We start from the raw sequence: 12684 nt of genomic DNA, 5'->3' as shown, positions 1-12684 counted from the left end.
CTATGATGTTGCGCCCCGTCATGATGTTTCTGGGTCTGATTGCAATGCCGCTGCAGGTTTTCGCAGCAAGTCAATCTGTGCCGTCGATTGACGGGGCGCTGTTTGCGGCCATCGCCGGGGCTTCCCCCGGCGATGTGCTGTTGCTCGACCCGGGCCCACATCAGGGACCGATCACACTCGATAAACCCATAACAATTGATGGTCAGGGAAAGGCAAACGTCTATGGCAACAAAACCGGAAGCGTTATTACAGTAACCGGAACGGATATTGCCATCCGCGGCTTGAAAATTACCGGATCGGGATCGTCACACGAAACGATTGATTCGGGCATTCAACTGCACCGCACCGCCGCCCGTGTCCTGATCGAGAATAATCATATTCTTGGCAATCTTTACGGCATTGATATTCACGGTGCGAAGAACGTTACCGTTCTCGCCAATACAATTGTCGGTCGGCGTGATCATCGAATGAATTCACGTGGCAACGGCATATATGTCTGGAACGCACCCGGCACACTGGTTGAACGGAATGACATCCGGCTCGGTCGCGACGGCATTTTTGTCAATACTTCCAAACGCGGGATATTCCGCGGCAACCTGATGCGCGATCTGAGATTTGCCGTGCATTACATGTACGCCCATGACTCCGAAATTTCGGCAAACATTTCGGTCGGAAATCACCTTGGGTTTGCCTTGATGTATTCCGACCGGATTACCGTGCGCGACAATATGTCACTTGCCGACCGCGATCAGGGTTTGATGCTCAACTATACCAACAAGTCTGATCTGGTCGGAAATCTGGTTCGTGGAACCGGTGGCAAATGCCTTTTTATCTACAACGCCCATCGCAATCTGATCGGGGATAACCGGTTTGAAGGATGTGGGATCGGTATTCATTTCACTGCCGGCTCCGAAAGAAATGCCATGGTTGGAAACGCATTTATCGCCAACCAGACCCAGGTCAAATATGTCGGCACCCGTGATGTGGAATGGAGCTTCGATGGCCGGGGAAATTTCTGGTCGGATCATCCGGTGTTCGATCTTGATCGCAATGGTATTGCCGACAGCCGGTTCCGACCAAACGACCTTATGGACCATATTCTTTGGTCACAACCAGCAGCCGGAATGCTTTTGGGGTCACCCGCTGTTCAGTTGATCCGCTGGAGCCAGGCACACTTCCCCGCCACGTTGCCGGGTGGGGTCGTCGACAGCTTCCCGCTCATGAAACCGATCGAAATTCGGGTTCCCGAAGAAATCACTTCTCTTGAACTGGCTGCTCGCGCCAATCCTGTCTGGTTGCGTGAAAGGACTGAAAATGTGTCTGACCCTCTCGCAAGTCACTAAACGCTATGATGATCATACCGTTCTTGATGCGGTTGGCTTTGATGTTGCCGCAGGTGAACGTGTCGCCTTGCTCGGCCATAATGGCGCTGGCAAATCAACATTGATGAAAATCATCCTTGGCCTCATCACCGCCGACGGCGGGACGGTTTCCGTGCATGGCCTTGCGCCTGGCAGTTACCGGGCTCGCACCCAAACGGCCTATCTCGCCGAAAACGCGTCCTTTCACCCATCACTGACCGGAAAAGAACAGCTCCGATACTATCTTCGACTTCGCGATGAGGATCCGCGAAAGGCGATATCACTTCTCGAGCGGGTCGGATTGGGGGCGGCTGCAAACCGTCGGATTGGAACCTACTCCAAGGGGATGCGCCAACGAGTCGGCATGGCTCAGGCGCTCATTGGTGAACCAAAACTCCTTATCCTTGATGAACCCACCAGCGGACTGGACCCGGTATCCCGGCGCGAATTCTATGTCATTCTTGATGAACTGGCCGCGCAAGGAACTGCCATTCTTCTGTCGTCGCATGCCCTTACCGAGGTTGAGGCCAGAACCGACCGGATCGTCATTCTTTCGTCCGGCGTAATGGTGGCAAACGATACCCTGGCAAACCTGCGTCAAAGGGCCTCACTGCCGATCCGCCTTCAGGTTTCCGCACAGCGCGGCAAGGCGGACGAGGTTGCCCAAAAGCTTTCCGGGGAACGCAGCAACGGGGTGATGGTCGATCTGGTGTGCAGTTCGCAGGAAAAACTCGCGCGTCTTGGCGATATCTCGGCACTGGGGCCGTTGGTCGATGATGTCGACGTCATTCCGCCTAGCCTGGAAGATATCTATAGCCATTTCAGTAAACGGGGGAACGCATGAACAAGGTTCTGGCGACAGCCCATAGCGAATTCATCATTGCCCTTCGTAACCGCTGGATTGCGATCTCCGTCGGGATGATGGTGTTGTTTGCGCTTGTATTATCGGCAGCAGGCAGCGCTCCGACCGGTACGGTTGGTGCAGATAAACTGTCAATCACTGTCGCAAGCCTGACATCCCTTGCGGTATACCTTGTGCCGTTGGTTGCACTTTTGATGTCATTTGATGCAATCGCTGGCGAGATAGAACGTGGCACCTTGTCCCTTGTTCTGACCTATCCCGTGGCCCGTGGGGAACTGGTTTTCGGGAAGTTCCTGGCCCATCTATCGATCCTGACTATCGCCGTCTTGGCGGGGTATGGAATTGCCGCCGTCGCTGCCATTGCAACCGACCCCAATGCACTTGTCGGTATCCCCGCACTGTTCCGACTGTTCTGGTCGTCACTTCTTCTTGGCGCAACATTCCTTGGGATCGGTTATGGCATATCATCATTTGCACGCAGACCCGGCGCAGCAGCGGGATTGGTGATCGGGCTCTGGCTAGTTCTGATTGTTTTATATGACCTTGGCCTGTTGGCGGCCATCGTCGCCGATGATGGCGGCACCTTCACTACGCACTATTTTCCCTGGCTGTTGCTTGGCAATCCCGCCGATGCATTTCGGATATACAACCTCGCCGTTTCGGATGCGACCGCGGCTGCAGCTGGATTGACAGGGGCTGCCAACAGCATCCCCGCTGTTCATGCCCTGATATCCATCCTGGTTTGGCCGGTGATTGCCACAGTCCTCGCCTGGCTGACTTTCCGGAGGGTCACGCCATGATATCCCCCCCAACGTTGCTTCTGATCGTAATCAACCTGATGTTTCTTGCCGGATGTCAGCAACAAACTGAAGAAACCATGCCGCCTCCGGTTGCCATGACCGAAGAAGCTGTCGGACATTTCTGCCAGATGAACATTCTTGAGCATGCTGGCCCCAAGGCACAAATTCATCTTGACGGCTTGCCCTACCCTCTGTTTTTCAGCCAGGTTCGCGACGGCATCGCCTATGAACGCATGCCCGAACAAAACTATAAAATCAGCGCCATCTACGTCAGCGACATGTCCAAGGCCCAAGACTGGGAAAATGTTGGACGAGAAAACTGGATACCGGCAAGCAGCGCGCATTATGTCGTCGCCTCTACCATGACCGGTGGCATGGGGGCATCGGAACTTGTTCCCTTCTCCGATCAGGACGATGCCAGAAAATTTGTCGCCCGCCATGGTGGCCAGATAATGCGCCTTGACGACATTGATGACGCGCTCGTTCTAAACAACACCACGGTCATGCCATCTGCCAAGCCACTCGAAACGGCGATCATTCCAGATGACGACGATTATCGCACGCGTCTTGAAAAACTTCGCAAAAAATGAGGTTCGCCATGCCCGAATTTTCACGACGTCGGTTTCTGACCATATTTGCCGCCGCAGGCACACTCGCGACGGTGCCGTTTACATTAAAGGCACAGGAACAAATCCGAACATGGAAGGGCGTTGCAATGGGGGCTGCGGCCTCGATCAGCCTGTCGCATCCTAATGCTGACAATATCCTGTTGCGCGCAACCCTCGAACTCGAACGACTGGAAAATATATTCAGCCTTTATCGCGAGCATTCCACGCTTGCACAATTGAACCGCGATGGTGTGATTGATGCACCGCCGTTCGAATTTTTGGAATGTTTGGGACTATGCGGGATTATAAACCGGGCAAGTGGTGGGCTTTTTGATCCAACGGTTCAGTCACTTTGGCGACTATATGCGCAAAGCCATTCACAGGGCCGCGCCCCCGAGAATGAGTCGATCCGTGAAACGCTTTTGAGAACAGGCTGGGACAAGGTTGCTATCAATCAGGATCGGGTCAGCTTCAAAAGACCGAATATGGCAATGACCCTGAATGGAATTGCCCAAGGCTATGTTGCAGACCGTATTGCCAAGCTGCTTCGACATGACGGATTGAATAATGTGCTGATCAATACCGGGGAATTCTCAGCACTTGGCGGTCACCCGGAAGGGAAAGACTGGCCTGTTTCGATTGATACCGGTTTAGGAATTCGAAAAGAAAAGGTGATGTTGCGTGACAACGCTTTGGCAACATCACTGCCGAATGGCACCTTCTTTGATCAGGCGGGCCTTGTTGGACATATTCTTGATCCGCGCACAGGTCTGCCCGCGCAAGCACGCACGACGTCCGTAAGTGTCACAGCAACCAGCGCCGCCGCCGCAGACGGATTAAGCACGGCAATTTGCCTTATGAATAAAGGCGAAGCAGACAAATTGCTCACGCAGTTCCCAAGCGCAAGAATGGTCTAGCTTTGGCCCGGTAACCAAACGGTATTTCTGGCGTGCGTTTGGAGTGTCGCTTTCCTAATTGGCCAGTTCCAGAAGTGCTGCACGATCAAGTATTTTCAGTTTCGGACCTGCCGATATGGCGCCAGATGCTTCGAGTTTACGCAAGGACCGGGAAAACGTTTCTGGTGTAATGCCGATCCGGCTGGCGATCTGGCGCTTTTCAGGAAAGTTCTTGCCACTTGTGCCGTCAATGGTTGCGTCATTCCGGTCTTCAAAATCGATCAAAAACGCAGCAATCCGTTGGATCGGACGCGTGTGCCGCAGTTTATAGATTTCCTCAAGAAAGAACCGTTCCCAACGTAACAGGCTTGCCAACACATCACCAAGAACGTTAGGCGCACTTTTCAAAATGCCAAGATAGGCCGTGCGCGGAATGGCAATGATTTCACAATTCTCAACAACCTGACATTCAACCGGATAGGATCGACCAGCAAAGGAAACCGCCTCTGCAAACGACCCGGCCTCGGTCAGGAAATGCATTACCGTTTCATCCCCTTGTGCGGATGTTTTCACAAGGCGCAAATGACCGGACAGCAGAATATAGAAATACTCGGCCACATCCCCCGCCCGGAAAAGATGTTCCCCGCGGGCGAGGCTTTCGACCTTGCATGTTCCGAGCAGAGTTTTTAGCCGCTCTTCCCCAAGTGCGGCTAACAGTGGCACCTGGGAGATCACATCGTGATCCGCGCTAGACAGCGACCTTGAAACCATCCGACTGTTCCTCCCTGATTTCATTGCTTGAAAGGCCACACCACTCGGCCAGCATCTCGGTACCTGCAATACGGATGATGTGTCCGCTGGAATGCTGGGACACGCCATATTCCGACAACTTTTTAAGCGCCCGGGAGAACGTCTCGCTGGTCATGCCAATCTTGCGGGCCAACGCGGACTTTTCCATGGTAAGCGGTGTTTCATACGCATCTCCGACAGGAACGGCATTGGCAAGCAAATAGATCCCCAGACGTTGGGCCGCTGACCGGCATTTCAGTTCCTCGGTCTGGCGCAACATTTGACATAGTCTTTCTGTTACGACCGACATCATGGTTAATGCCCGTTCAAAGTGCGCGGAAAGAAAGTTTGCAAAAGCAGCCCCGTCAATTCGAATGGCGGTCGTCGCGTCCAACGTTTTGATAGAAACGGCGTAACAAGCTTCCGGCGCCAGCGCACACTCGCCGACAAGCTGGCCGTCCTCCAACAAATCAATAATGCCGTCCTTGCCATCTCCATCCGTGTAGGACAGCTCAACATGCCCATTCACAATCAGAAACAAGGCCGAAGCAGGGTCTTCGGCACGGATCATCACCGTATCGGGTTCATACCGGACCCACGTGCATAATGATGCCAGTTCCAGAATGTCGTCTTGCGGCCAGTTTTTGAAATAGCGCCCAGACTGGAGAACACCCGAGATTCGATCAATATCTCTCATTGTGAAGTTTCCATGGAAAAACGCGGTTTTTGTTAAGCATTGGAAGAAATCTAACATTCAACCGGGCGGGTTGGATTGTTCCATGTCAAACACGTCGGTCAGGTCCATAAAACCAGGTACACTATCCAGTAAAAAAGCCCTGCCAATCAGCAGGGCTTTGCCAAAAAATGCGCTACGACATCGCTGTCACATTGTGCAAAAACTATTCAAACCGTGGGAACAGGATCGAATTTTCCAAATACATATGGGCAACAAGATCTTCGATCAGCTTGCTGGTCCCGCTGTACAATCTGCGCCACGAACCACATACCCCGTCGGGCAAGGTGCAATTGTTCGTCAGTTTCTGCAGTTTGTGAATGACTTGACTATGATCGTCATGCTCTTCGCGCATACAATGGATAGGCATAGCCAATGCTGGCGTGATCGGGGTATTCCGGCTCATTTCACGCATCGCTGGGAAAAGAACATTTTCCTCTTTGGTCATGTGCATATCAAGGTTCTCGGCCATTTCGATCAATGCATCTGCCAGCCCTACCGGTGCGTCCGGATGGTCACCATGGACAATTTCAATTTCGCGAGACAACGCAATTAGCTCAATCAGTTCATCGCGGTGAACATCGTGATAACGCGTAAGAATGAAATCGATAAACCCATCGACATCCCTCACATTTGGCAAGATCAAAGGCCCCTTGGGAAGCGCACAGAGTTCCTCCGCAATCACATGCGGATCAAGCTCCTTGCGCTTTGCAGCTTCTTCCAGCGTCTGGTCAGGATGACAACAAAAACCGATGCGATGGCGGCGAAAAACCAAGGTTGCGCCGGGGAAACATGAAATCAAGCTCCCCAGGGTCTGATCAAGAAGTTCGTCAGGCGTAACGGTCAATGTTGCCGTATTCAACGCATCTTGCATAAAGGTGTCCTCCCTAAGATCGGCATCCAGCAAACGAAAGGGAGTTTAAACCAGCAATAATTTGGCAGATTGACGATGGTCAAATGACATCATCCCAAAAAAAATGCTGCGGTCGCCTCTGACCGGTTATCCCGTCAAAATAACGTTCTGTCGGGTTATTCCAACTAAGCGTAATTCCAATCTCGCGGCGACTTGACAAACATCAAACACCAGTCTGTGCAGGCCAGTGATACTTCGCCATACAAAACGCCGGAGTACGCTGTGACAGAAAGCTATCCATCCTTTACGCCATTTTTGCTGGCAAACCCGTTCATACGCAATGCACCGACGTTTTTGGTCGCGCGCATATGTCACCACGCGATGGCGACGATGCATCATCGCTACAGACCGGTATTTGAACGGATCGCCGAACAAGAAGCATTCACCCTACTGGTTTCTCCGACTGACCTAGATCTGCAATTCTATTTAAAAATAGATGCCGATCATCCTGAACTCCGACCCGCGAGACATGGCGAAGAAGAAACTATCGCAGCACAGATATCAGGCCCGCTTCCCGCACTGCTGGAGCTTCTTCAGGGGTCATCAGATGGTGACGCACTGTTCTTTTCGCGCACATTGCGGATCGAGGGACGCACCGAACTTGTTGTCGCACTTCGCAATGCCCTGGATGGAGAGTCCATTGATCTGCGATCCGCTGTGGCGGAAAGCTTTGGCGTAATGGGACCTGCAGCCAAGGTAGCACTTGGCCTTGCGGAAAAGATTTATCGGCAACTTCAGCACGACATGAACCGGACGGCAGACGCGTTGACGTCACCTACTGCCACACGTTTGCTCGGCTTGGAGAAACGCACGTCCGCGCAAGCGGCCACAATGGCTGAGATTGAGAAAACAATACAAAGGCGGAACCGCCATACGCGTGTCAAACCATCCGGCACGGCCAAGGATGATTTCGCGCTACCCGCCAATCCCTGATCCACAACCAGTTACAGGTTCAATATGGAACTCGTATGTCCTGCAGGAACACCTGCCAGCCTGCACGCTGCCGTCGCGGCGGGTGCTGATGTTGTATATTGCGGTTTTCGGGACGCGACGAATGCCCGAAACTTTCCGGGATTGAACTTTTCACGTGCTGAATTACGCGATGCCGTCGAACATGCACACAAGCACGGAGTTCATGTCTATCTTGCCTGCAATACCTATCCACAGGCCGGGGCAGAAGAAATCTGGCATAAGGCAGTTGATGACGCCGTGGCAATTGGTATCGATGCTATCATCCTTGCGGATATCGGTTTGCTGCGATATGCGCGCGACCGTCATCCGGACGCCCGTTTGCATCTATCCGTACAGGCGTCGGCTTCGAATGAAGAAGCCATTCAATTTTATCATCAGGAATTCGGTGTGCGGCGTGTTGTGCTGCCCCGTGTTCTCTCGCTTGATGAGATACGTACCCTGAATCAGCGCATACAGGTTGAAACAGAAGTATTCGCATTTGGCGGGATGTGCGTCATGGCCGAAGGTCGTTGTTCACTGTCTTCATACGCGACGGGCGAAAGTCCGAATATGAACGGTGTCTGTTCACCAGCGGCACATGTTCACTATGAAGAACGCGGTGACGCGACAGTTTCCCGACTGGGTAACTTCACCATCAATATCTATGACAGCGATGAAAAAGTCGGATATCCGACGCTCTGCAAGGGTCGGTTTCGCGCCATGGACAAATCCGGCTATCTGTTTGAAGAACCCACGAGCCTTGATGTCACCGCCATACTGCCGGAATTGGCCGATGCCGGTGTTTCAGCCCTTAAGATCGAAGGACGACAACGCGGGAAGGCATACATATCGCAGGTCGTCGGCGCTTTTCGTGCGTCACTGGACAAAATCGCCAAGGGACAACACGACGCGCGATCAAAACTCAGCACGCTGAGTGAAGGTCAAAGCGATACCACAGGTGCATACCGGAGAAATTGGCAATGACAAGATCGCGATTGGTGATGGGCCCGGTTCTTTTTCATTGGGATGAGAGCCGTAAAATAGACTTCTACAACCGCATCGCAGATGAAACCGACGTCGATACCGTCCATGTCGGCGAGGTCGTCTGCGCAAAGCGGATGCCATTCTTTGACAAGCACTTGCCTGACGTTATCGAACGACTTCAGCGCGCTGGAAAGGAAGTGGTTCTTTCAACCTTGGCACTGGTGATGAATGAGCGCGAAGTTAACCAGCTACGTGACATCGCACAAATGCCCGGCATCCTGATCGAGGCCAATGATGTTTCCATTTTGCGCTTGCTCGCAGGCCAAACGCACATGATTGGCCCTTATATCAATACCTATAATGAAGGGACGTTTTCCTATTTCGCCGATAAAGGTGCAAAACGGATTGCCCTTCCTTGGGAATTGCCTATGTCTTCGATTGCCAAATTATGTACCGTGCGCAAGGCGGTCGAGATAGAGGTTCAAGTGTTTGGTCGCATCCCGTTGGCCATTTCGGCCCGCTGCTATTCAGCAAGGGCACACGGCCTGCACAAGGACGGATGCCGTTACGTATGCGGTGAACATCAGGACGGTATGGATGTTGAAACTCTGGATGAAACGCCATTTCTGGCGGTGAACGGGTTACAGACCCTGTCCTGCCACTATACAGAACTCTCCGACCATATCGCACAGATGCAGGATACTGGCGTTTCTGCATTCCGCCTGTCCCCGCACAGCCTGAATATGACAAAGGTTTCAAACCTCTATCGCCAGGTGTTGGCACACGAAACCAGTCCGGAAGAACTCAGGCATCACCTAAACGAGATGCGGTTCCCGATGTCCTTCGCCGATGGTTTCTTGCACGGTGTTCCCGGCGCAGAGTTTCGTCAGACACTTGATCAAAGAGCAGAGTAGACATAGAAAACCGCAGCTTCCCGAACGTATTTAGCACATTGGTATGGGCATCTATAAATCGACTATCGCTATACCAAAGCGCTGCAAGAACAGTTGTCTTCCAACCATTCGAACAACTCATTCTCTTCTGGTTTCAAAACGACCTCAAGCCCACCGGCAAACTCCTTAAAGGCGTCAAGGTTTAACTGGTTAAGCCCCACCAGAACCGGGATGTTATTCACTAGCGCATCAGCGATGACATCACGAAAGCCATGCCCTTCAGCCTCGTGTTTACCAAATTTGTTAATGACAAGAACATCCGCACCTTTACTAATTTCTTGGGTCACATGACCAACAGCATCTTCAAGCGCACTGGTATCCAATCTGCAACCGCGGGAATGTTCACCCAATGTCTGGGAAATGCGAATGATCGGACCATCCGGCAGCACCTTAACATCCATATCGCATGGCCCATCAGTCTCGCGCTCTGAATTGATTTGTACGGTTCCACAAACGCGCCATCCCATTTCCGCAATACGCTGCGTAACGCGCGAAAGAAGCAAATCGGTATCTCCCCGTCCGGGAGCCATCGTGTAAGCAATTTTCATCTTAGTGTTCCTTTATATTCCGCTGATAGCACTGCTTCGTTCTGCGTCAGAACGTGACTTCATCAGATGTCTGAACGTCAGATGCTCGGATCGTGCAATCGAGATCACGTAGAAGACCGTCTTTCAGGCTATAGATCAGACCGTGAATCTTGATGTCCGCACCGGCCCGCCAAGCGCGACGCATAATCGGAGTTTCTGCAACCCGACCAACACCTTCGATAACATTGAGCTCTGCCAACCTGTCGCGCCGCACCTCGATATCACCGTGCTGCGCTAGTTCGCGAGCATGAAAACGTGCTTGGCGTCGGATGGGTTCAAGCCAGTGATCGGCAAGACCATGGGGAAAGTCTTCGGTTGCGGCTTTCACCCCGCCACAGCCGTAGTGACCACAGACAATAATCTCACGGACCTTCAGGCTCTCGACCGCAAACTCAAGCGCAGACAGCAGATTCAAATCCGATGAATGCACCACATTGGCAACATTGCGGTGAACGAAGACTTCCCCGGGATCGAGTCCGGCGACTACGTTCGCAGGAACGCGGCTGTCTGAACAACCGATCCAGAAGAACTCCGGGGCCTGATGACTTGCCAGTCTGGAGAAGTATCCATGTTCTTCTTTTTGGCGAGAACGCGACCAGACCTTGTTGCGTTCCAATAGGTTTTCAAGCATGGAAACCTCAAACCAGTTGGAGGTACTGCGCACAAAATGCGCACCTAGTTTGGCTTCGTATTGTTGGCGGCCCGCCCAAGATCCGTGCCGGTAATTGAGGCCGACGCAATAAGTCCATCGACAAACAGCTTTGCTTTACGAGCCCACTGGGCTTTTTCCATTGCTTCGGAGATTTTTGGTTTCACGGCCTCAAACGGCAGTGGCTGCCCCTCTGCCAATGCATCTAGCCGGAGGACATGATAGCCATATCTGCTCAGCACAGGCTCTGACGCAACTTCACCCTCAGAAAGCTGGCGAAGAGAGGCTTCAAATTCTGGCACCGTATCGCCGGGGCGCAACTGACCAAGCGACCCACCCGCAGACCGAGACCCACAGTCGCTTTGCCTGCGTGCGATCTTTTCGAATGTATTGCCGTCTTTACGAAGGTCACTGAGGATATCGTTTGCCCGTCTGAGGGCCAGTTCTCTCTCCACGGCGTCATTCGGATCGCATTTGCAAAGAATATGGGAAACTTCCCACAGGGGCATGGTGCGAAACCGTTCGGGGTCCTTCAGCCATTCTATGCGAATCTCTTCCTCACTCGGGCGGGTGATTTCGATTTCTGCTTCAAGTAATGCGCGGATCATCGCCTCTTCGCCGGTTTCGAACCGGTTTGGCGAGACTTCCTGTGGTTCAGCTTCAATGCCGTTTCTGCGCGCTTCTTGAAGCAGCAAGGTCCGGATGACCAATGCGTTGGCCGCGTTGCGCAGGGCGTCAGCAAAATTGTCCTTTGACGCCGCGTGGTTTTGCAGTTCCGCAGCAACGGCTGTCTGCGGGATGGTTTCGCCATTGATGACGAGGTCAGGAAACATTTGTATATTCATAGCGCTTTGTCCTTTGTGTGGAGAAGGAAGTCGGCGCATGAATGCGCCGAGCGTCCATTATCGGTGTGACAAAGGTTTGGTCCGGCGTGAACGGACAATCTGATAGCCCGGACGCATGAAGTACCGCACTGGAACTGAAAGCATGTGCACAAGGCGCGTGAACGGGAACACAAGGAATATCGTCAGTCCCAGAACCAGATGCAGTTTGAAAATCCAGGCCACATCGGCAATGTGGCTGGCGGCATCAGACTGGAAAGTGAAAATTCCCTGTGCCCAAGACATGAACTTGGTCATTTCATGCCCATCGAGATGTTCGAGCGACACAAAGATGGTGCCAATCCCAAGAACAAGCTGAGCCAGCAACAGGGCAAGGATGCCAATATCGGCAAAGCTTGAGGTTTTACGGATACGCGGGTCGGTCATCCGGCGATGGAACAGCATCAGACCACCAATGAGCGCCATGACACCGGCAATACCGCCGGCAACAACGGCCAGTGTCTGCTTGGCCCCATGACTGATGCCCAAGGCGTCAAAAATCCAGATCGGCGTCAATAGGCCAATCAGATGGCCAAAGAAGATCACCAGAACACCGACATGGAACAAAACCGAGCCCATCATCAATTGTCTGCGACGCAGAAGCTGACTTGAGGATGTTTTCCAGGTGAACGGATCGCGTTCATATCGGGCGATAGAGCCGATAATCAGGACCGATAGCGCGATATAGGGATAGATCCCGAAAAGGAAGTTATGCAT

Annotated in this window: 15 protein-coding genes; 8 read left to right on the top strand and 7 right to left on the bottom strand. The window is 52.6% G+C overall.

Annotated features, from left to right (window positions below):
• Positions 1-2 precede the first annotated feature (2 nt).
• From M9H61_RS18225 to M9H61_RS18205, 5 genes are read left to right on the top strand one after another with little or no spacing between them, the layout of a single operon-like run.
• Positions 3-1343, top strand: a complete 1341-nt coding sequence (locus tag M9H61_RS18225; RefSeq protein WP_206926909.1) for a nitrous oxide reductase family maturation protein NosD — start codon at positions 3-5, stop codon at positions 1341-1343.
• Positions 1315-2205, top strand: a complete 891-nt coding sequence (locus tag M9H61_RS18220) for an ABC transporter ATP-binding protein (protein ID WP_044827772.1) — start codon at positions 1315-1317, stop codon at positions 2203-2205. The genes M9H61_RS18225 and M9H61_RS18220 overlap by 29 nt, the downstream gene beginning before the upstream one ends.
• On the top strand, positions 2202-3023 hold the full coding sequence (locus M9H61_RS18215; RefSeq protein ID WP_101245625.1) for an ABC transporter permease: 822 nt from the start codon (positions 2202-2204) through the stop codon (positions 3021-3023). The genes M9H61_RS18220 and M9H61_RS18215 overlap by 4 nt, the downstream gene beginning before the upstream one ends.
• On the top strand, positions 3020-3613 hold the full coding sequence (locus M9H61_RS18210; protein WP_101245624.1) for a nitrous oxide reductase accessory protein NosL: 594 nt from the start codon (positions 3020-3022) through the stop codon (positions 3611-3613). Before M9H61_RS18215 ends, M9H61_RS18210 begins: the two co-directional genes overlap by 4 nt.
• Positions 3610-4548: an FAD:protein FMN transferase gene (locus tag M9H61_RS18205; protein WP_340642971.1), complete on the top strand. Its 939-nt coding sequence runs from the start codon at positions 3610-3612 to the stop codon at positions 4546-4548. The genes M9H61_RS18210 and M9H61_RS18205 overlap by 4 nt, the downstream gene beginning before the upstream one ends.
• A gap of 54 nt (positions 4549-4602) precedes the next feature.
• Here the strand turns inward: M9H61_RS18205 and M9H61_RS18200 are convergent, their stop codons facing one another.
• The 3 genes from M9H61_RS18200 to M9H61_RS18190 form a co-directional block, all read right to left on the bottom strand.
• The gene (locus tag M9H61_RS18200) at positions 4603-5250 is read right to left on the bottom strand and encodes a Crp/Fnr family transcriptional regulator (protein ID WP_250282123.1); all 648 of its coding nucleotides are present in this window, start codon (positions 5248-5250) and stop codon (positions 4603-4605) included.
• A 25-nt stretch (positions 5251-5275) separates the two neighbouring features.
• A complete protein-coding gene (locus M9H61_RS18195; RefSeq protein WP_250282117.1) occupies positions 5276-6013 on the bottom strand; it encodes a Crp/Fnr family transcriptional regulator in 738 nt (245 codons plus the stop codon).
• A gap of 202 nt (positions 6014-6215) precedes the next feature.
• Positions 6216-6923 carry a DUF542 domain-containing protein gene (locus tag M9H61_RS18190; protein ID WP_250282115.1) on the bottom strand — a complete coding sequence of 236 codons (708 nt, stop codon included), beginning with the start codon at positions 6921-6923 and terminating at the stop codon, positions 6216-6218.
• A 261-nt stretch (positions 6924-7184) separates the two neighbouring features.
• Here M9H61_RS18190 and M9H61_RS18185 point away from each other — a divergent pair, with 261 nt between their 5' ends.
• From M9H61_RS18185 to M9H61_RS18175, 3 genes are read left to right on the top strand one after another with little or no spacing between them, the layout of a single operon-like run.
• Positions 7185-7895 carry an SCP2 domain-containing protein gene (locus M9H61_RS18185; RefSeq protein WP_250282113.1) on the top strand — a complete coding sequence of 237 codons (711 nt, stop codon included), beginning with the start codon at positions 7185-7187 and terminating at the stop codon, positions 7893-7895.
• Positions 7896-7919: 24 nt separating this feature from the next.
• Positions 7920-8897 (top strand): peptidase U32 family protein, encoded by a 978-nt coding sequence (locus M9H61_RS18180; protein WP_044827777.1) that lies wholly within the window; start codon positions 7920-7922, stop codon positions 8895-8897.
• Positions 8894-9811 (top strand): U32 family peptidase, encoded by a 918-nt coding sequence (locus M9H61_RS18175; protein ID WP_250282111.1) that lies wholly within the window; start codon positions 8894-8896, stop codon positions 9809-9811. The genes M9H61_RS18180 and M9H61_RS18175 overlap by 4 nt, the downstream gene beginning before the upstream one ends.
• Positions 9812-9879: 68 nt before the next feature.
• On the opposite strand, the gene M9H61_RS18170 is transcribed toward M9H61_RS18175, so the two are convergent.
• From M9H61_RS18170 to narI, 4 genes are read right to left on the bottom strand one after another with little or no spacing between them, the layout of a single operon-like run.
• Entirely contained in the window at positions 9880-10398 is a 519-nt protein-coding gene (locus M9H61_RS18170; protein ID WP_206926901.1) for a DUF2478 domain-containing protein, read from the bottom strand.
• 46 nt (positions 10399-10444) lie between these two features.
• Positions 10445-11068 (bottom strand): carbonic anhydrase, encoded by a 624-nt coding sequence (locus M9H61_RS18165; RefSeq protein WP_250282109.1) that lies wholly within the window; start codon positions 11066-11068, stop codon positions 10445-10447.
• Between the two features lie 44 nt (positions 11069-11112).
• Positions 11113-11931 carry a peptidylprolyl isomerase gene (locus tag M9H61_RS18160; RefSeq protein ID WP_250282107.1) on the bottom strand — a complete coding sequence of 273 codons (819 nt, stop codon included), beginning with the start codon at positions 11929-11931 and terminating at the stop codon, positions 11113-11115.
• 57 nt (positions 11932-11988) lie between these two features.
• A complete protein-coding gene (gene narI, locus M9H61_RS18155; RefSeq protein WP_101245615.1) occupies positions 11989-12684 on the bottom strand; it encodes a respiratory nitrate reductase subunit gamma in 696 nt (231 codons plus the stop codon).

It is taken from the genome of Thalassospira sp. GO-4 (assembly GCF_023588965.1).
Lineage (GTDB): Bacteria > Pseudomonadota > Alphaproteobacteria > Rhodospirillales > Thalassospiraceae > Thalassospira > Thalassospira povalilytica.
This window is presented reverse-complemented; position numbering and strand designations above follow the sequence as displayed.